Below are 18,226 nucleotides of genomic sequence, written 5' to 3'. Positions count from 1 at the left end.
TTGCAAAATGACAAAAAAGCGGAGATCCTCACTCTCCGCCTGCTTCACACCATGCTTGAAAAAAAGCTTTCACTGAAGTATATCGCTCTTCCCTTTTCTCTTGTATTGCTTTTCTTGCAACTTCATACAAATTTTCGTTTGCCTCCCAATATGTAAATGAACGATTTAGACCTCCGCCTAACAACACGAATGCTGTAGCCCCCATAGCGAAGACATTGGTTTTTTCATCAATGGGCGCACCTAAGGTAAATTCTTCCGGTGCCATAAAGCGTGATGAGCCCCACATTCTCCCCACTGTATTCACATATGGCTTAGGACTGTACAAATCAATATCACACATTTTTGTGATGTGATTATCAAAGCTGTACAATATGCTCCCATCATAAAAATCAATTGCCACATAATCCTTTGCTTCAACATGCACATGAAAAGAAAATAAAGCGTGTAAGGAAGCAAGACGTTGTGACACTGATAACTTGCGATATCGATAAAACGGCGATCTCGGTTCCATATATTTACTTTCACCCAGAAACGAACGAGGCATATGTAACGACTCTCCAGAAAACCAATCAAAGATAGCAGCATAACCGTATTCAGTTGAAAAGTGATCCTGTAGCGTTACCAAGTGAGGATGCTGTAATACTTCGTATCGCAAAACGGCTTGCTTCAATCTTTCCACTGCATCTGCTGGTTTCCCCTCATAAACCACCGTTTTGGCGCCAGCATACTTCACAAACTGCTTGGCACCATTCTTCGTCACACCAAAACAAAGATTCCCTGAATCTTGTTCTGCAAATACAGCGAAAACGGTTCCAAACTGTGCCAGCCACTGAAAATCATGATGCTCACGTAACGCAAATCTTTGATTATCTATTTCTATCATCACAAAATCATTCATCTTAACCCCATCCTTTTTTTCCGACTAGACTTAAAAAGACTAAAACTATTTAACAAACTCAAATATATATCTTAATTGTTTTCACTAGCTTTTTAGCTCACAATCCGATATATTCATAAAGGTAAGCTACATACTTTTTGTAAAAGGGAGGCATTACTATGAATCGCGCATCGCAATTCATTCATAACTTTTTGACACACCGCAACGTAACTATTGATTTAATCAACAAAATTGAGCAAGGTAACTACGACTTTAAACCTACAGAAACTTCTATGACGGCAGAACAGCTTGTCACACATATGCTCACGTCTTTTTATAAATTTGCTACGGTTGTAAAAGCAGGTGATGTTTCACCGCTAATGGCACCAATTGAAGATACAGAAACCAATCTTGTAAAGCTTGCAGATAAGTATACAAGCGAAACAATTTCTCTATTAGAGTCTTTAACGGAAGAAGATTTTGATCGCGTTATTGACTTGACGCGCGTGTTCGGTGCAAACCTACCTGGTGCACATGTGTTACAAATGGCATACGAACACGAGATCCATCATAAAGGCAATCTTTTTGTATATGTTCGAGCAATGGGACATACAGAGCTTCCTTTGTTTGTAAAACGCTGATAAAAAACAGGCGACTTCTAATAGAGTCGCCTGTTTTTATTCCGCAACTGGAAACCAGTCCGGTCGGCTTACAATTGCTTGCCAAAGAGGCGTAGGTACAACAAGACGTTCCTGTGCACGTAAATCCAGCTTTGTTTCAATTTCATCCTCTCGTCCGTTCTGAACCTTTTCTACCCAGTCCGGGTCAATGATTAACTCTCGTCCAATTGCAATCAAAGGAACACCACTTTCCATTACCTTCATCGCATCTTCTCGTTGAAATTTCAGTTGCTCGTATTCCACCAACTCATCTTCTGTCCACATAAGACCACCAGTAAGTGTAAGTTGAGGGAGGACATTTTAAATAATATCCTCCATAAATATAAAATATTACTTATTTTCTCAACAGATTCATCATCTAGTACCGTGATACCCCAACGGTTTAAGCCAAGACCTTCTTCTATCCCCGTTTTGCGCGGTGTTTTACTTGGAATCCATTGCAGTGTGTCCCACATATACACCGGGTCTCACTTCTTCGCATGTAAAGTAATGATACGTCATACCGCATTCCTCCCAACGTTTGGATATCTCTTTGTGATATTCGTTACGTCCAAAAAGATCTCCTTGTCACCTGGAAATAATTTACTACAGATTGTTGTACAATTTACATAGCTTTAACCTTTGTTCGCCCACCATGAATGAGTGTACCAATAGCTTCACCGGTACAAATGCGCTTCATTGCACCTTTTTCAAGGAAGTTAAACACATGTACGGGTAGATTAAAATCTCTTGCTAACAAAAGTGCGGATTGATCCATCGCTTTTAAATTGTTTTGTACAACATCATTATAATTCAATCGCTCATACATTTTCGCACTGCTATCTTGCTTTGGATCCGCAGTGAAGACGCCATCCACACCTTGCTTTGCGACTAAAATAGCATCGCTCTCGGTTTCAATTGCACGCTGTACACTCGGATAATCCGTCGTTACAAATGGCTGTCCGTTCCCACCGCCAAAGATGACAATATAGCCTTTCTCCAAATGATGGACAGCACGCAAACGAATATACGGCTCAGCAACAGTCGGCGTTGGAACAGACGTCATGACCCTTACCTCTTTATCTGTTTTAGCAGTTAATACCCCTCTTAGCATCAAACTATTAATAATTGTCCCGAGCGTTCCAATATTATCGGCTTCTACCCGATTGATACCCCATTCTTGAGCTAAATTACCGCGAAAAATATTGCCGCCGCCAATCACAACCGATATTTCTATACCTTCTTCTACAAGAGATAAAATCTCATCCGTGATATGCTCTAAATTTGCCGTGCCAAAGCTGTTGCCGAATTCATCTGCCAACGCGCCGCCGCTCAGTTTAATTAAAACTCGTTTGTATTTTCTCATCAAAATTCCCTCCTTTGAAGTAAATGCTCTGTTAAAGTTTGTGTTCATTTACATTACGAGGATTCGCTATCTGTAGGCAGTCATGAAGCTTCCTCAGGGTTATGCACCTGCGGGGCACTCACTTAGTCTCATCCCCTTCACTCCTATCAACAAGATTAGCAATAAATAAAAGGACCAAAGCAAAATGCTTTGGCCCTAAAATAGAAAAGGGGACGACAAAACAAACGTTTGATATATATTTTCATGTGAACCCCTCCCTTTTTTAATGACTCATAATTTTAAATCTTCAAAATTATATAATAAACCCTCTGTATTTTCAATATAAATCTGTATGTTACTTAAACTTTCATCTTATCTAATAAGCCATTCTCAAATCATAGTAGGCTTCTTTTCCCTTTCCTTGCTTCACATAACCCGGAATACTCCATACACCTTTCTTTTGCTCCCGTGCTACTTGCTCAGCTTCTTTAAACTGCTTATATAATGTATCTGTGCCCGTTTCCACATAGCGAACAATCCCAAGACCCTCGCGAAGCATCTGTGCACCTACACTCTTTCCATCCACATACACATATGCGAGATAGCGACCATAGTGATCCTGCTGATTTCCTTTATCAAAAACAAGCGTAACCATTTTACCCATAACCAACTCCTTATGTCGTGCAGATGCCTCCTTACTCCATGCCATAGGCTTTGTACCCGGCTTAACTGACTCAGTTGAATCAAACAAAAGCGTCCGTACCTTCATCTCCTTACCAGCGTGCTTGCCCTGTTTTGGGATGACAGTAAGCGTATCGCCATCTGCACAGCGCACAACCTCTGCTTCTATTTTCTTTAAATCTTTTATTTGTGTGGCAAATTCCAGCTCGTCTACCGGTGCTGCAGAAAAAATACCGCATGCTGATAGAAAGAGCATAATAGCGCAAAATAATGCTTGCAGTAATGATTTCATGTTTCTTCCCTCTTTTCTGACTCTAACATCGTTTTATACGAAACAATCTTCTGAGCAAGTATGCGCTCCGTCTCTTGGAGCGTCTCCATTTGTTGCTTTATACTGTTATGATGGTCTTCAAGTAGCTGTAGTCTCAATTCCGCAGTACGTTTCCCTTCACTAAATAACTGTGCATATTCTCTAATACGCGCAATCGGCATTTGCGTTTGCTTTAACTTCATTACAAATCGTAGCCACGCTACATGCGTATCTTGATATACCCGTTCTCCGCTTTCGTTCCGCTCTGGAACAATAATCTTTTCTTTTTCGTAATAGCGCAACGTATGTGCCGTTATCCCAAGCATGTGTGCAACCTCACCAATCGTATACATAGCGACCTCCTTTTCACAGCTATAATTATAAAAAAGATTTGACTTAGAGTAAACTCTAAGGACTATAATCAAAATGAAATTGGTCATAATATGAAGCAACGAGGAGGATTTTTCTTATGAAATATACAGTTATCACAGGCGCAAGCTCTGGTATTGGTTACGAAGCGGCACTTGCTTTTGCAGCACGCGGTAAGAATTTGATAATTGCCGCAAGAAGAACAGAACAATTGGAAGAATTAAAAAAAGCTGTATACAGTGCACACCCTAATGTCGATGTTATTATCCGTACGACGGACTTGTCCGTTTCTACAAATGTTCATGCCTTTTACAACAGCTTAAAAAACTATGAAATTGAGACATTCATCAATAATGCTGGCTTCGGTAACTTCGCTTCTGTAGGCGAGCAAAATTTAGATAAAATTGAAACAATGCTACATTTGAATATTGAGGCTCTAACTATCTTATCTTCGTTATTTGTACGTGATTATGCTCATGTTCCAGGTACACAATTGATTAACATCTCTTCCGGCGGTGGTTATACGATTGTTGGAAATGCAGTTACTTATTGCGCAACTAAGTTCTATGTAAGTGCATTTACTGAAGGGATAGCTCATGAACTAAAGGAGCAGAACGCTGCTATGCAAGCAAAGGTACTCGCTCCAGCCGCAACCGAAACGGAATTTGCAAAGCGTGCTTCCGATCTAGATTCCTTTGTATACAAAGGTGTTGTGCCAAAATTCCATACAGCCAAAGAAATGGCACACTTCCTGTTAGCATTATACGATAGCGACAAAGTAGTAGGAATTGTGGACGGCATTACGTATGAATTTGAATTACGTGACCCTATCTTTCATTATGTGAATAGAACACGCTAATAAGCAAAACAAGAAAGGCAGGTTTTGATACCTGCCTTTTTGTAAAAATCAATGCATTTTTTGCAAATTACATACATGGTTTCTAGAAAAATCATCCAAAATTCGTTTTAATAATTCATAATCTATATATTACAAAAATAAAGTTATTAGGTTTTCTATCTAATCATTTGCTTAGCAAGCTCACGATTACGCTCCTTAAACACTTCGTTGTGCGAAGATACCATCGCCGCTCTTTCTGCATCGGGCTGAATGTATTGTTTTGCTTTATTTACAGCATTTGCCGCATCTTGAAATGCACCGGCAATTAAGTGTAATTTGCCGTCATGCTTTAAGATATCTCCTGCCGCATACAAACCTGGAACAGAAGACTCACTGTTCGCGTTTCCAGCAATATAATAGTTATCTAGCATCTCAAGCTGTAATTCGCTATCCCCCAGCAAGGTTGTATCCTGCTCATAACCATGGCTGATAATCACTTCATCAATTGTCAAGTAAGACACCTCACCTGTCTCATGATTTGTCAATTCTACCTGTTCAATTACTTGGTCATCCAATCCTGCAATTAACTTCGTGATGGAAGTATGAAATAAGCACGTCGCAGAGCTACTAAGTAGCTGTGTAACCTGTGCCTCATGACCTACTAAAGCAGCTTTACGACACGTTACGTATACCTTCTTTGCAACTGGCTCCAGTTCGTTGGCCCAATCGATGGCTGAATTGCCTCCACCTGAAATAATAACTGTCTTATTTCTAAAATGCTTCAATGACTTTACCGTATAGTTAAGATTAGAAACCTCAAATCTTTCAGCACCTTCTATATTTAGCTTATGCGGCTTCAATATGCCGCTTCCAACTGCTACAATGACTGTTTTCGAAATATGAGTTTTACCTGAGGCTGTATGCAGAAAAAATAGGCCTTTTTCATCCTTTGTAATGGATTCTACTTTTTCATTTAATACCACTTCTGGGTTGAACGTCATACCTTGCTCGACGAGTTGCTGAATCAATTTCGCTCCTGAAATCGGGGGTTGACCACCGATGTCCCAAATCATTTTCTCCGGATATACATGTACTTTTCCGCCCAGCTGTGGCTGAAATTCAATAATTTTTGTTTTCATTTCTCGCAACCCACTATAAAAAGCAGCGTATAAACCTGCTGGTCCACCGCCGATAATGGTTACATCAAACACATCTGTTTGCATTCCTTCCACTCCCCCATAATCACAAAAGTGATTCTCATTCTCATTTAAATATACCTGTTTTTCAAAACGTTTGCAATGAGAAAAATTATCATTGACATTATTCACAAATACTTTTATATTGAGATTGCCACCGAATTTGATAATCATTATCATTGTTTTGGTTATCTATTTTAACAAATGGAGGTTTCTATGGTTAGATTATATACAGATAATTTAAACATCGGCTATAATGATCGGCTAATTGTACAAAACCTCAGCATCCAAATACCGGATAAAAAGATTACCACCATCATTGGTTCGAACGGCTGCGGAAAATCTACACTATTAAAAGCAATGACGCGCATTATTGCGTATCAATCCGGAACCGTTGTGCTAGACGGAGCAGATATTGCAAAAGAAAACACAAAAGCGCTCGCGAAAAAAATGGCGATTCTGCCACAAACTCCGGAAGGCGCCGCCGGTTTAACGGTCGGTGAACTAGTCTCTTACGGCCGATTTCCTTATCAAAAAGGCTTTGGCCGCCTAACAAAGAGAGATTACGAAGTGATTGATTGGGCCATGGAGGTCACCGGAACAATAGATTTCAAGTTTCGTTCTGTCGACGCCTTATCGGGGGGCCAGCGCCAGCGCGTCTGGATCGCGATGGCACTGGCGCAGGAAACGGATATTATCTTTTTAGACGAGCCAACAACCTATTTGGACATGGCGCATCAACTCGAAGTACTTGAACTACTACAGCGCTTAAATCAGGAGCAAAAACGAACGATTGTAATGGTTTTGCATGACCTCAATCAAGCCGCGCGTTTTGCTGACTATATCATCGCCTTAAAGGACGGCAAAGTCGTCAAGGCCGGTAGCTGTGAAGAAGTCATTCATGCCGATGTGTTAAAAAAGATATTTCACATTGATGCTGAAATTGGGCGCGACCCTCGCACCCAAAAGCCGATGTGTATCACATATAATTTAATAAAAGGAGAATCATCATGAAGAAATTACTTGTACCATTTATACTTTTATTTTTACTTATCATTAGCGCCTGCGGGAATGCGGTGGACAAAAAAGAAAGCACAAAAGAAAAGAAAGAAAAAGGTACTATTACCTATCAATCTGAAAACGGTCCAATTGAAGTACCCGCCGATCCAAAACGCGTTGTTGTCCTTTCATCCTTTGCGGGTAACGTAATGGCCCTCAATGTAAACCTTGTTGGAGTAGACTCTTGGTCTAAAATGAACCCACGCTTTGACAGCAAACTAAAAAACGTGGCTGAAGTATCAGATGAAAACATTGAAAAAATTATTGAATTGGATCCTGATTTAATAATTGGCTTGTCCAACATTAAAAACGTAGATAAATTAAAACAAATTGCACCTACTGTAACGTATACATACGGAAAAGTAGACTACTTAACGCAACACTTGGAAATTGGAAAGCTATTAAATAAGGAAAAAGAAGCACAAGCATGGATTGATGACTTCAAAAAACGTGCTGCAAAAGCGGGTACAGATATTAAAACAAAAATCGGTGAAGATAAAACAGTTTCCGTTATCGAAGGATTTGATAAACAACTTTACGTGTTCGGCGATAACTGGGGACGAGGCACTGAAATTCTATACCAAGAAATGAAACTAAAAATGCCTGAAAAGGTAAAAGAAATGGCATTAAAAGACGGTTATTACGCACTATCGCCTGAAGTTCTTCCTGAGTTTGCCGGAGATTATGTGATTTTCAGCAAAAACAAAGATGCTGATAATTCCTTCCAAACAACAGAAACATACAAAAACATTCCAGCTGTAAAAAATAATCAATTGTTTGAAGTAAACGCAAAAGAATTTTACTTTAACGATCCAATTACATTGGACTTCCAGCTTGACACATTTAAAAAACTATTTCTTGGCAACTAATATATCACAGAGGAATTCTTATGAAAGAATTCCTCTTCCTGTATCCTAAGAAAGACGAGTTGATTGCTTATGACCGAAAGAAAACAAATTTTCTTCCCTGCGACCTTACTCGTAGGTATATGTGTATGCATCGCATCCTTTGCAGCAGCCATGGTCTTTGGCGCAGCTGATGTTACTGTCAAAGACGTATGGCTCGCTCTTACTTCCAAGGTATCCGGGAACAAATTAACTGTTATTCGTGAAATTCGCCTGCCCCGTGAAGTCGCCGCTATGTTTGTCGGCGCGGCTCTAGCTGTAGCCGGGGCTATTATGCAAGGGATGACGCGAAACCCATTAGCCGACCCAGGCCTGCTTGGTCTTACGGCAGGTGCGAACGTAGCTTTGGCTGTGACACTGGCTCTCATTCCATCTGTGTCGTATTTTGGCACGACGCTTGCTTGCTTTATAGGCGCTACTGCAGGTGCGTTGCTTGTATTCGGCATCGGATCGGCAAAAAAGGGCGGCTTCTCGCCCATTCGCATCGTGTTAGCCGGCTCTGCGGTTTCCGCCTTTTTATATGCCTGCACAGACGGCATCAGTATTTATTTTAAAATTTCAAAAGATGTGTCGATGTGGACGGCAGGTGGTACAGTCGGCATTACATGGGCTCAGCTCCAAACTATACTGCCATTTCTTGCGCTAGGTATGATGATCGCCCTTTTCTTATCCAAACAGCTTACAATTTTAAGCTTAAGTGAAGAAGTTGCTGTAGGACTTGGTCAAAAGACAACACAAGTAAAGGTTGTTTTATTTGTAGTAACTGTGCTGCTTACCGGGGCTTCTGTTGCACTTGTCGGCAACATGGCGTTTATCGGACTCATGGTGCCTCATATTGTGCGGATGTTTGTTGGAACAAACTATCAATATATTTTACCAATGTCCATCGTTACAGGCGCAACATTCATGCTACTTGCCGATACGTTGGCAAGAACCATTAATGCACCTTACGAAACACCAGTTGCGGCCATCATTGCCATATTTGGCTTGCCCTTCTTTTTGTTTATCGTGCGCAAAGGAGGTAAAGAGTTATCATGATTCATCCGTCCATCTTACGAAAACAACGCATCATTCTCGGCATTACAACCACATTTATCCTATTTACAATTATCATCGGCATGGGACTCGGACAAGCATCTTTGTCATATGACCGCCTACTTCCTACCTTACTTGGACAAGGCACTTTTAAAGAAGAATTTGTACTGTTTTCACTTCGTTTACCGCGCATTGTCATTACCCTGTTGGCTGGAATGGCGCTGGCGTTATCAGGAGCCATCCTACAAAGTATTACGCGCAATAACTTAGCCGATCCGGGTATTATCGGTATAAATGCTGGAGCGGGTGCGGCAATTGCGTTGTTTTTTCTGTACTTCCCAATCGACTCGAGCTCTTTCATTTACATGTTGCCGGCGGTGGCATTCATTGGTGCTTTATTGACTGCAACACTCATTTATCTATTCGCTTATAACAAACAAACCGGTATACAGCCTGTTCATCTTGTGCTTATCGGTGTTGGTTTTTCAATGGCCTTGTCAGGTATTATGATTGTTCTTATCTCTTCCGCTGAACGTGCCAAAGTGGATTTTATTGCAAAGTGGCTCACTGGAAATGTATGGGGTGCAGATTGGCCGTTCATTCTAGCTATCTTACCTTGGTTACTGCTGTTTATTCCGTTTACGTTATATAAAGCAAACCGTTTAAACATTCTGAACTTAAGTGAACCAATCGCTGTAGGTGTTGGTATTTCTATTCAAAAAGAACGTATTATGCTGTTAGTTGCCGCGGTTGCATTAGCTGCTTCCGCCGTTTCCGTTACAGGTGGTATTGCTTTTATCGGCTTAATGGGACCGCATATTGCAAAAGCACTTGTCGGCTCTCGCCATCAGTTATTTATTCCTGTTGCTGTTTTGTTTGGAGGCTGGCTGCTTTTGCTTGCCGATACCATCGGTCGTAATCTAGCTGAACCGGACGGCATCGCCGCAGGAATTATAGTCGCCTTTATCGGAGCGCCGTATTTTGTGTACTTATTATTGAAAAATGAAACGTAAAGAATCAAGCATGCTTGATTCTTTTTACTTTAGTATACAAATAAAACTATACTTCCAACTATAATAAGAATGACTCCCGATACCCTATTTACCCACGTTAAAGCCTGCGTATTCATACGTTCTTTAAATAAACCTGCCCTGTGTTAATGTTCTACGAATACAAAGCAAGCCGATTGGTCCAACTGGTGCCGCCATGGAAAAACCAATGACTAACCCTTTCCAAATATATAAATCCATTCTTTTCCCCTTTCTTCCAGACGTTAGTACTACAAAAATCCCTTGATTAAAAACCAAGGGATTTTCATTACTTTATAATTTAAAAAACGTACCCATAAATGAGTAAACTATGATGGTTGCAAATAAAATGGTAATGTGCGCAAGGGAATATAAAAACATTGTCTTCGCCCATTTTTCAATCTCCATCTTTTTACGACCAACAATGCTAAGCACAAACCAGCCAATACTCAAGATAAGAGATACAAGCAAAATACCTGTGCTTACAGAAGCAAATAAAAAGCTTGCTGCAATTAAGGCAACTAAGTACACATTTGTTTGGATATACGTACGTTTAAACCCCTTTACAACGGGAAGCATTGGTACGTTTGCAGCCTTGTATTCATCATGTCTACGAATTGCAATTGCATAAAAATGCGGCATTTGCCACAGCAGCATAAATAAGAACAAGCCAATAATGCCCGGGTGCATAAGATCTGAACTAATCGCAGCCCACCCAATCAGCGGCGGCATCGCACCTGAAATGCTACCAATTTCTGTGTTGTAAATAGTACGGCGCTTTGACCACATTGTATATGGCACCACATAGAAAAACAAACCAAGTAAACCAAACAGTGCCGCAAGCGGTGTGGCCAGGGCCAACGTGCCAAGACCGACAATGGTCATCACAGTTCCTAATAATAACACAGATTTCGCTTGAATGGTTCCAGTGACTGTTGGACGCGTTTTTGTACGCTCCATGATGGAATCGATATCCCGGTCATACAGGTTGTTAAATGCACCCGCCGCACCGATAACCAATATGGAACCAATCATGGAAAAGAAAATCTCAGGGAGTTTATTGAATGGACTGATGCTATCCTTATATAAAGCCAATGCCAATCCGGCGAACATCGCCAGTAAATTGGATTTAATAATACCCGTTTTTACGGTTTCTGCCAGTACTTTGGACAAATTCTGTTTCTCCAGCTCCAAAGAGGCTTCTTGCATACTTTGTTCTACCTTCACGTCACTTCGCATGATTATCCTCTTTTCTATTTTCAAAGTCGTCTTCCATTGTAACATAAAATGTCCTATTTTTTCATTTTATCCACATGAAAATATTGTTTACTCCGTTTAAAAACGCTTCTCTCTCTATTCAATAGCGAACAAGGGGCATACGTCAAGGGGAAAGAATGACCAGAAACCGTGCGGAAACGTTCGCACACTGTATTGGTCACAGAATTGTCGAAATTCCTTTCCTCTTTTTTCGGCAAAAACCAAAAAATGCCGCGGTGAGATGCGGCATTTTTACAGCTTTGTACTAGGTGATTCTTCCGGCAGCATTAGTCCTTCTAAAACTTCGATGCGTGAGGCTTTTCCCTGAGCTGGATTACTTTCACGTAGTTCGCCCGTTATCCAAACGGAGACTTCTTGCTTAGGACTGTATTTTTTTACTTCATCTTGTACAGGAATAACAACACGTACTGTACCGTGCGTGTCACTTTGTACGAGCAACGTGCGTGCTGTTTCATCTACCCCCTCTACAATACCTTGAAAGATAATTGACTCTTGTTTTACTTCATTTTCCGTACATGCTGTGCAGCCTAGCAGTAATAACAGCGTGCATAGTAGCTTATACATTCAGTTACCTCCCGCATTTATATTACTACTATAACTATGTACGGCGTTTTATGCTATTCTCCTGCTTTAACATAATTCCGAAAGAAGTCTCCCTCTTTAAGCGGAGCTAAGTGGTGAGTAGTTCACTATGTCACAATAAGAGCTAGGCTATAGGTGCCGTCATCCGCTAAATGCTTGATTTGCGCCCATTGTGTTAAGATTTGATTGCCATTCACCGGCGATACCGTTATGTCTAAGCCAACCATGGAATACAATAGTGGGCACCACTCTCTTATAGCTTCCCATCACATTATAGACAGCTTGTCCTTGCTGTGTAGGATTCAAACCGCAGGTGACTGCGCTGTTGCGACTTTATATTCTAAACCTCTGAGCCCCCCCACGGTAGCAAAATTTGAAAATTAATAATTCACAAAGAAAGCAGTAAATACTAATACGAATGAAAAATTTTCTGACTAATCAAAAAAATAATATTGCTTTTTATCATATGTTATGTCACAATTATGACATAAATAGTTCACATTTTTGTCACATTTGCATACACTATAACATTGACAATGGAAAGGACGTTGATGGATAATGACAGGTTTTATTATTGGAATGGTTTTGTTTTCTCCTTTTTTCTTGTTACCGATTATGTTAGATCAATACTTTAAAAACTCCAAATCTAAGGCTTAATTTGTAAGCGATTGCAAAAAAGAAAGGAGCACACCTAGAGCTATGAGCATGTATATAACATGAGCGACTTTGTTATTCTAATGAGAATAGACAGAGTCGCTTATTTTTTTACAAGCATCACATTCCCTAATATTGTAAGATTCCATCTAATAGCTGCCTCTAGACATCTGTCCAAATTTTGTTCATAATAAGAGAGAATTCATTTTTCATCTGTCTATGCGTCAGATAAGGGAGTGTGTGGTATGAAGAAAAAAACAACCTGGAACCCGATGGACTTGCAAAAGGGGTATGAAGATATGTCCGATATTCATTTGGAGATTGCGGAAGAGTTCTTCGTGCTCGAGGATGAAATTATGAAAGAGAAGGAAGCTTGAGGTTAACCTCAGCTTTCATACATAACGTATACATTTGCGAAATCCGGCAATCCTGATACTACTGCAATTCTCAGAATTGACAGAAATATAAGGATTTGAGGAGAAACGCATGAAACTATTATATAATCAAACTTCTGAAAACACACATTTGTATGAACTGGAAAAAGAGCGGATTGCCCATTATATGGAGCGCATCTATCATGAATTTGACATTGAAATTAAACCTATCAATTGGATTGCGATGACTGAGCAAGACGCTCGGCATCTATATGAGTTTTATAAACGAAAAACAAAAAAGCGGCTGGGACATAACTGAATCATATAACTCTAAAGCCGAAAGAATAGAGAATACATAACACTAATAAAAGAAAAATCCGAACTAAATGGAATTCTGAGTAAAGAATTCCGACTAATAGTTCGGATTTTTCTTTGGTCAAAAACCTTTTGTCCCAACCTCTTTATCGTCCAGTTTAGCTCACTACGCCGAATCGCCTTATTGGCAAACAACAACTTCCCTAGTAAATGAACCTTTTTTCACAATAGCACGATCGATAATCTTGAATCCAGCTTCTATCATCATCTCATCAATTCTATCCATAGTAACAACGACTGCTCTATTACAAAAGCGCCGAGCATGACGTAAAATGTCTAGCTGATCATCAGGTGTGGCATGCGTGCATAAATTATACGGCATATCTAAAATGGCAACGTCATAGTGCTCGTTTACTTCAGAAATCGGACCACGCTTTACTTCACCACTAAAGCCAAAGTGCGCAATATTTTCACGTGCGCCGCTCACTGCGTGATAGTTAATGTCGCGTCCCGTAATATGCATACCCATGGATAGTGCTTCCACTAAAACCGTACCAATGCCGCAGCATGGATCAATTATGGTTACACCTTCAATTACCGGCGCCGCAATATTAGCAACCGCTCTAGCAAGACGTGTATCCAGTGCCGTGGAATATTCACGCGGCTTTTTCACATGTCCAAGCCATACAGGCACACTTTTATGATAATCTCCAAAATACCATTTTCCGTGGAGGCGTACTAAACCGAATATGTGCATCGGTGCTTTGACATTAGCTTCTCCATTTATCCAAGTACCGATTTCACGTTCCGCTGCGCGCCTGTCATCATGTGGTATTTTCTCATCGCCAGGATTTCGTATACAAATAACTTTAAAAGTTGTTTCTCCCATCACAATTTCGCTCACCAATTGCTTAAGCTCTTGCCAATCATTGCTTTCATATAAAACATCAATACGTTCCTTAATAAACGGACTTCGGGTTGGATCTATCTTTCTTTCACTGAGAAATGTACCAGTTACCTGTTTACCAAATAGCGCACGAAGCTCTAGCTGACACAATGATTCTTCTTCTGGCCTACAGGCATATGTGTAAACAAACATAAAGTCCGTATGCCAAAACCTTATAAAAATCTATAAAGCCCTGTTTGCTTCTACGTGTCCAATTTTACCGAAGCTACTTTCGTTTGATATAACACTCCACAGGCGTAAATTCCGATGCAACAAATCGTACACATTAACAGTATCTTGTGAGTGATTAGTCTGCTAATTTTCCAAACTTAGCTAAGTTCAAAGCAGCGTTATAATCCCTGTCAATCTCTAAGCCACAGTCACACTTGTAGATACGATCTAATAATTTCAAATCTAATTTTATCTGACCACAAGATGAACATGTTTTAGAAGAAGGGAAAAAGCGACTGACTTGCATGAATGTAATGCCGTATTTTTCACACTTATATTTCATTTGACGGATCAATTCATACAGTTTCTGCTTCGCGATAGCTTTAGCCAAGTGACGATTCCACTCACGCTCAAATCCTCCATAACTACTTTACAAGGCTTGGTTTTCGCAATAGTATTTGTAGCTTGGTGAACGTGATTATCACGAATGTTTGTCAATCGTCTGTGTAGTCTTCGTATTTGCTTTTCGATTTTTATAATGTTGCACGTTTTGACAAAACGGCTTCCCTCCTTATTCATTTCGTATTTACGAGAAACCCTGCGCTGCAACCGACGGAGTCTCTTCTCGATCTTTTTTACCACTACTACTTTGTTAATATTTTTAAATACCATTCCATCTGAACAAATAGCTAAATCTTTAATTCCTACATCAATCCCTACCACTTCATCCGTTAGAGTTTCTTTTTCTTGCTCTTGTTCTGTTCCAACCGACAGATACCAATACTTCCCGTCAAAACTCACTCTTGGGTTGGTATAGGTAACACCTACAGGGATTTGTTCAGAAGTCTCTAACCACCCTACTTTCTCAAGTAAGACAGACATCTCTTTAATCTTTAGTTTTACATTGTCATTGTAGAAAGAGACTTTAGAGCCTTTTCTACTCTTAAGTCTTGGTTTCTTCGCAAGACCTTTGAAAAACTTCTTATATGCGTCACAAAGGTCTTTCACAGCTTGTTTCGTAATGTTGTTAGACACATCATACAACCAAGAAAATTCATCAGACTGTTTTAATTGAGTTAATTACTTTCTCAAATCACTGTCATTTATGAACTTCCCGCCATTGCGGTAGTTTTCTTCTTGCTTATGCAGCGCCCAATTGTAAGCCCATCTAGCTGTTCCTACAGACTTCCAAAGCTGGTGTTCCTGTTCTTTAGTCGGCTTTATTCTCACCTTCTTCGCAAGTATCACTCTTTATCAACTCCTTCAGCATCTTCTTAGCTTTATTATAAATGTTACTCATCTCGGGGTTCATTTGTTTTGTGATCGTGACATCTGGCTTTCGAACTGTAATATTAATCATGTATTCACGTCCTTTTCACTGTAAAAACCAATGATATCACAGCGGTATATGAAAAGCTATTACAATCATAAATGACTCTGTAAAAGTTCCTGGTTCATTTCGCTGTAGAATTCGCTATAACTCGCTTTTCCTACAGGAGGATCCTCCTTCCTTTCCAATGAATAAGTCTTCCTTTCCAATGAACAAGTACTGATTATTAATTTTAAAAACCTGTTTTTAAGAATTCTTAAGATTTTCCTGTAAAGATTATTAAGACTTTGTGTGTAGTCTAAAGATATCTACAGCTGAGGAGGATTTATATGGATTTTGTACTCGAATTGGTATCAAAGTATGGCTATCCTGCTATGTTTTTTACGCTTTGGCTTGGTATTGTAGGTATGCCAATTCCGGATGAAGTGATTGTCATGACCGGGGGCTTCGTGTCTTCCTTACATATTCTACACGGTGTACCTGCTTTTATATTAACGTATTTAGGAGTTGTCTCCGGTCTCTCTCTAGGATATGTCCTTAGTTTTCGTGTCGGTGCCCCTATCCTAGACAAATTAGCCAAAAAGAAAAATATTGGGCCTTACCTTGCCAAATCACACGCATTGATTGAGCGCCATGGCAGTTATGCGTTGATTTTCAGTTACTTCCTGCCTGTTGTCCGCCATGTTGTACCATATATCGTCGGCATTAACCGCATGAAGTTTTGGCGATACGCACTCTTCTCTTACACTACCGGATTTGTGTGGACATTCGCTTATTTCATCACCGGCTTTTATTTTGGCAAACATATTGAAACGATTGGAGCTTACGTATATCAATACGGCATATATACACTTATAGGTACAGCATGTATAGGTATTTTCATCTTAGTTCGCACAAAACGGTCGGTTTCTCATTAAATTCTCCTAAAACTGTACATAATGAGAATAAACTTACTTGAAGGAAATTGGCATGAACTAGAGAAGCACATTAAAACATTCTTACTTTTTATGAAAAAGCGTTCAGGAATGCCCCGAACGCTTTTATTTCGTCAAAAATTTCTCTTCAAACTCCTGTGCTGGCAACGGCTTACTAAACAGATAGCCCTTCATTTCATCACATTTCGAGTCGCTTAGTTTTTCCAAAATAATATTTTTGGTCCAATACAACTGAACTGTATTGTTGCATATCCAAATAAATGTCACTATGCCGATAAACAGCCATGAAATTTTCTTTCGAATCGACATTCATTAATCTCCTTTTATTTACATAAACCGGGCAATTTCATACATTTTATTTTAAATTCATTTTATCATTATACGCATTTTCTTATATACAAGCACCACGAATTAGAAAAAGACCTTTTAAGTCAGGTCTCTGTCATGTTTTGATGAATATTGTTTTTCTTCACTTCTCCATTCCTCTGCATGTGTACGCACAATCTCCATAAACGCAGCAGCTGCTTGTGACACCCATTTCTCTTTATGATAAGACATAATAGTAGAAACTGTTCCGAACGAAGAATCCCATGCTTGGCCTGCAAGCTTCCCTTCAATCAACTCAGCATGTACTGTTACAAACGGCAAAAGAGACATGCCAAGACCACAGGCTACACATTGCTTAATCGCTTCGATACTCCAAAACTCCATGCCGTTTTCGGTTGCAATTCCTTGCCTTCGTAGAAATGCTTCAAAATAATCACGATAGCTGCCTTTCTCAGTAAACAATACATTTTCATTCTCGGTCAGCATTGTGCCTGGCGGTAAAATAAATATAAGCTTTTCATCAATTAATGTTTCTGTATATAATTCGTGGTCCGTAAACGGGGCTTGTAAAAAGAATGCTACATCAAGCTCTCCCCTGCGTAGCTGTGCCTGCAAATCCCAACAAGAACCGGACTTCAATAAGATATTTACCTTGGGATAACGTTCTCGGTACGCTTGAATAATACGGGGCAAACGATAGATTGTTAGCGACTCAGGCGCTCCGATGCAAAGCGTTCCTTCCTCTTCTTGTTCTGACATATCCTTTGCCTGCTCATATAACCGAATCATTTCCCGTGCATGCCGTAAAAAACGTTCTCCCATCGTCGTAAGGTGGACTTTTTTGCCCATACGGTCAAATAAGGGGGCTTTAAGCTCTTGTTCAAGAGCATGGATATGAGCTGTCATTGTCGATTGCGCATAGCCAAGATGCGTAGCTGCTCTCGTAAAACCGCCAAGTTCCGCGATTGTTTTAAATGTAATTAAATGACGAATCTCCACATTATTTCCTCCC

At 40.0% G+C, this 18,226-nt stretch carries 20 protein-coding genes and 2 pseudogenes; 9 read left to right on the top strand and 13 right to left on the bottom strand.

The annotated features are described in order from the left end of the window. Window positions 1-28 precede the first annotated feature (28 nt). Window positions 29-898, bottom strand: coding sequence for a serine/threonine-protein kinase (locus EEJ45_RS01245; protein WP_124562965.1), 870 nt, complete (start codon window positions 896-898; stop codon window positions 29-31). 158 nt (window positions 899-1,056) lie between these two features. On the opposite strand from EEJ45_RS01245, the gene EEJ45_RS01240 reads away from it, so the two are divergent. Then, window positions 1,057-1,518 carry a DinB family protein gene (locus EEJ45_RS01240; protein WP_124562964.1) on the top strand — a complete coding sequence of 154 codons (462 nt, stop codon included), beginning with the start codon at window positions 1,057-1,059 and terminating at the stop codon, window positions 1,516-1,518. A 36-nt stretch (window positions 1,519-1,554) separates the two neighbouring features. On the opposite strand, the gene EEJ45_RS01235 is transcribed toward EEJ45_RS01240, so the two are convergent. The 4 genes from EEJ45_RS01235 to EEJ45_RS01220 all read right to left on the bottom strand — a co-directional run bounded on the left by EEJ45_RS01235 (window position 1,555) and on the right by EEJ45_RS01220 (window position 4,225). After that, a complete protein-coding gene (locus EEJ45_RS01235) occupies window positions 1,555-1,821 on the bottom strand; it encodes an oxidoreductase (protein WP_124562963.1) in 267 nt (88 codons plus the stop codon). Window positions 1,822-2,161: 340 nt separating this feature from the next. Further along, window positions 2,162-2,902 carry a UMP kinase gene (gene pyrH, locus EEJ45_RS01230; protein WP_124562962.1) on the bottom strand — a complete coding sequence of 247 codons (741 nt, stop codon included), beginning with the start codon at window positions 2,900-2,902 and terminating at the stop codon, window positions 2,162-2,164. 355 nt (window positions 2,903-3,257) lie between these two features. Further along, window positions 3,258-3,854, bottom strand: coding sequence for a thermonuclease family protein (locus EEJ45_RS01225; protein WP_124562961.1), 597 nt, complete (start codon window positions 3,852-3,854; stop codon window positions 3,258-3,260). Beyond that, the gene (locus EEJ45_RS01220; RefSeq protein ID WP_124562960.1) at window positions 3,851-4,225 is read right to left on the bottom strand and encodes a MerR family transcriptional regulator; all 375 of its coding nucleotides are present in this window, start codon (window positions 4,223-4,225) and stop codon (window positions 3,851-3,853) included. The genes EEJ45_RS01225 and EEJ45_RS01220 overlap by 4 nt, the downstream gene beginning before the upstream one ends. A 116-nt stretch (window positions 4,226-4,341) precedes the next feature. Between EEJ45_RS01220 and EEJ45_RS01215 the strand changes: the two genes are divergently transcribed. Continuing rightward, on the top strand, window positions 4,342-5,100 hold the full coding sequence (locus EEJ45_RS01215) for an SDR family NAD(P)-dependent oxidoreductase (protein WP_124562959.1): 759 nt from the start codon (window positions 4,342-4,344) through the stop codon (window positions 5,098-5,100). A 155-nt stretch (window positions 5,101-5,255) separates the two neighbouring features. On the opposite strand, the gene EEJ45_RS01210 is transcribed toward EEJ45_RS01215, so the two are convergent. Then, window positions 5,256-6,302 (bottom strand): NAD(P)/FAD-dependent oxidoreductase, encoded by a 1,047-nt coding sequence (locus tag EEJ45_RS01210; protein ID WP_124562958.1) that lies wholly within the window; start codon window positions 6,300-6,302, stop codon window positions 5,256-5,258. 189 nt (window positions 6,303-6,491) lie between these two features. Between EEJ45_RS01210 and EEJ45_RS01205 the strand changes: the two genes are divergently transcribed. The 4 genes from EEJ45_RS01205 (at window position 6,492) to EEJ45_RS01190 (ending at window position 10,287) form a co-directional block, all read left to right on the top strand. Next, window positions 6,492-7,289, top strand: coding sequence for an ABC transporter ATP-binding protein (locus EEJ45_RS01205; RefSeq protein WP_124562957.1), 798 nt, complete (start codon window positions 6,492-6,494; stop codon window positions 7,287-7,289). Further along, on the top strand, window positions 7,286-8,203 hold the full coding sequence (locus EEJ45_RS01200; protein ID WP_124562956.1) for an iron-hydroxamate ABC transporter substrate-binding protein: 918 nt from the start codon (window positions 7,286-7,288) through the stop codon (window positions 8,201-8,203). The genes EEJ45_RS01205 and EEJ45_RS01200 overlap by 4 nt, the downstream gene beginning before the upstream one ends. A gap of 69 nt (window positions 8,204-8,272) precedes the next feature. Then, entirely contained in the window at window positions 8,273-9,277 is a 1,005-nt protein-coding gene (locus EEJ45_RS01195; protein ID WP_124562955.1) for a FecCD family ABC transporter permease, read from the top strand. Then, window positions 9,274-10,287: a FecCD family ABC transporter permease gene (locus EEJ45_RS01190; RefSeq protein WP_124562954.1), complete on the top strand. Its 1,014-nt coding sequence runs from the start codon at window positions 9,274-9,276 to the stop codon at window positions 10,285-10,287. The genes EEJ45_RS01195 and EEJ45_RS01190 overlap by 4 nt, the downstream gene beginning before the upstream one ends. 132 nt (window positions 10,288-10,419) lie before the next feature. Here the strand turns inward: EEJ45_RS01190 and EEJ45_RS01185 are convergent. The 3 genes and pseudogenes from EEJ45_RS01185 to EEJ45_RS01175 all read right to left on the bottom strand — a co-directional run. Beyond that, window positions 10,420-10,524: pseudogene (locus tag EEJ45_RS01185) on the bottom strand (LysE family translocator); the annotation flags it as partial. A gap of 72 nt (window positions 10,525-10,596) precedes the next feature. Beyond that, window positions 10,597-11,511: a heme o synthase gene (gene cyoE, locus EEJ45_RS01180; RefSeq protein WP_380018057.1), complete on the bottom strand. Its 915-nt coding sequence runs from the start codon at window positions 11,509-11,511 to the stop codon at window positions 10,597-10,599. Between the two features lie 300 nt (window positions 11,512-11,811). Then, entirely contained in the window at window positions 11,812-12,144 is a 333-nt protein-coding gene (locus EEJ45_RS01175) for a DUF3221 domain-containing protein (protein WP_124562952.1), read from the bottom strand. A 917-nt stretch (window positions 12,145-13,061) separates the two neighbouring features. On the opposite strand from EEJ45_RS01175, the gene EEJ45_RS18820 reads away from it, so the two are divergent. Together EEJ45_RS18820 and EEJ45_RS01170 are read left to right on the top strand one after the other, a co-directional pair. Beyond that, complete coding sequence (locus EEJ45_RS18820) at window positions 13,062-13,193, top strand: hypothetical protein (protein WP_278018510.1); 132 nt, start codon at window positions 13,062-13,064, stop codon at window positions 13,191-13,193. 109 nt (window positions 13,194-13,302) lie between these two features. Continuing rightward, window positions 13,303-13,509: a hypothetical protein gene (locus EEJ45_RS01170; protein ID WP_124562951.1), complete on the top strand. Its 207-nt coding sequence runs from the start codon at window positions 13,303-13,305 to the stop codon at window positions 13,507-13,509. A 177-nt stretch (window positions 13,510-13,686) separates the two neighbouring features. On the opposite strand, the gene EEJ45_RS01165 is transcribed toward EEJ45_RS01170, so the two are convergent. Both EEJ45_RS01165 and EEJ45_RS01160 read right to left on the bottom strand, forming a co-directional pair. Continuing rightward, window positions 13,687-14,604: a TRM11 family SAM-dependent methyltransferase gene (locus EEJ45_RS01165; protein WP_124562950.1), complete on the bottom strand. Its 918-nt coding sequence runs from the start codon at window positions 14,602-14,604 to the stop codon at window positions 13,687-13,689. 154 nt (window positions 14,605-14,758) lie between these two features. Then, window positions 14,759-15,870, bottom strand: a pseudogene (locus tag EEJ45_RS01160) (RNA-guided endonuclease InsQ/TnpB family protein). Between the two features lie 405 nt (window positions 15,871-16,275). On the opposite strand from EEJ45_RS01160, the gene EEJ45_RS01155 reads away from it, so the two are divergent. Next, window positions 16,276-16,869, top strand: coding sequence for a DedA family protein (locus tag EEJ45_RS01155; protein ID WP_380018055.1), 594 nt, complete (start codon window positions 16,276-16,278; stop codon window positions 16,867-16,869). Between the two features lie 123 nt (window positions 16,870-16,992). Here EEJ45_RS01155 and EEJ45_RS01150 read toward each other — a convergent pair whose 3' ends face one another. Continuing rightward, window positions 16,993-17,196 carry a hypothetical protein gene (locus EEJ45_RS01150; protein WP_124562948.1) on the bottom strand — a complete coding sequence of 68 codons (204 nt, stop codon included), beginning with the start codon at window positions 17,194-17,196 and terminating at the stop codon, window positions 16,993-16,995. 117 nt (window positions 17,197-17,313) lie between these two features. Continuing rightward, complete coding sequence (locus EEJ45_RS01145) at window positions 17,314-18,213, bottom strand: LysR family transcriptional regulator (protein WP_124562947.1); 900 nt, start codon at window positions 18,211-18,213, stop codon at window positions 17,314-17,316. Between the last annotated feature and the right edge of the window lie 13 nt (window positions 18,214-18,226).

It is taken from the genome of Ectobacillus antri, from assembly GCF_003852715.1.
Taxonomy (GTDB): domain Bacteria; phylum Bacillota; class Bacilli; order Bacillales; family Bacillaceae_G; genus Ectobacillus; species Ectobacillus antri.
This window is presented reverse-complemented; position numbering and strand designations above follow the sequence as displayed.

Excerpts from the sequence above, each read along its gene's own strand:
- EEJ45_RS01245 (WP_124562965.1), bottom strand. The coding sequence starts at position 898 with ATGAATGATTTTGTGATGATAGAAATAGATAATCAAAGATTTGCGTTA.
- EEJ45_RS01240 (WP_124562964.1), top strand. The coding sequence starts at position 1,057 with ATGAATCGCGCATCGCAATTCATTCATAACTTTTTGACACACCGCAAC.
- EEJ45_RS01235 (WP_124562963.1), bottom strand. The coding sequence starts at position 1,821 with ATGTGGACAGAAGATGAGTTGGTGGAATACGAGCAACTGAAATTTCAA.
- pyrH (WP_124562962.1), bottom strand. The coding sequence starts at position 2,902 with ATGAGAAAATACAAACGAGTTTTAATTAAACTGAGCGGCGGCGCGTTG.
- EEJ45_RS01225 (WP_124562961.1), bottom strand. The coding sequence starts at position 3,854 with ATGAAATCATTACTGCAAGCATTATTTTGCGCTATTATGCTCTTTCTA.
- EEJ45_RS01220 (WP_124562960.1), bottom strand. The coding sequence starts at position 4,225 with ATGTATACGATTGGTGAGGTTGCACACATGCTTGGGATAACGGCACAT.
- EEJ45_RS01215 (WP_124562959.1), top strand. The coding sequence starts at position 4,342 with ATGAAATATACAGTTATCACAGGCGCAAGCTCTGGTATTGGTTACGAA.
- EEJ45_RS01210 (WP_124562958.1), bottom strand. The coding sequence starts at position 6,302 with ATGCAAACAGATGTGTTTGATGTAACCATTATCGGCGGTGGACCAGCA.
- EEJ45_RS01205 (WP_124562957.1), top strand. The coding sequence starts at position 6,492 with ATGGTTAGATTATATACAGATAATTTAAACATCGGCTATAATGATCGG.
- EEJ45_RS01200 (WP_124562956.1), top strand. The coding sequence starts at position 7,286 with ATGAAGAAATTACTTGTACCATTTATACTTTTATTTTTACTTATCATT.
- EEJ45_RS01195 (WP_124562955.1), top strand. The coding sequence starts at position 8,273 with ATGACCGAAAGAAAACAAATTTTCTTCCCTGCGACCTTACTCGTAGGT.
- EEJ45_RS01190 (WP_124562954.1), top strand. The coding sequence starts at position 9,274 with ATGATTCATCCGTCCATCTTACGAAAACAACGCATCATTCTCGGCATT.
- cyoE (WP_380018057.1), bottom strand. The coding sequence starts at position 11,511 with ATGCAAGAAGCCTCTTTGGAGCTGGAGAAACAGAATTTGTCCAAAGTA.
- EEJ45_RS01175 (WP_124562952.1), bottom strand. The coding sequence starts at position 12,144 with ATGTATAAGCTACTATGCACGCTGTTATTACTGCTAGGCTGCACAGCA.
- EEJ45_RS18820 (WP_278018510.1), top strand. The coding sequence starts at position 13,062 with ATGAAGAAAAAAACAACCTGGAACCCGATGGACTTGCAAAAGGGGTAT.
- EEJ45_RS01170 (WP_124562951.1), top strand. The coding sequence starts at position 13,303 with ATGAAACTATTATATAATCAAACTTCTGAAAACACACATTTGTATGAA.
- EEJ45_RS01165 (WP_124562950.1), bottom strand. The coding sequence starts at position 14,604 with ATGTTTGTTTACACATATGCCTGTAGGCCAGAAGAAGAATCATTGTGT.
- EEJ45_RS01150 (WP_124562948.1), bottom strand. The coding sequence starts at position 17,196 with ATGTCGATTCGAAAGAAAATTTCATGGCTGTTTATCGGCATAGTGACA.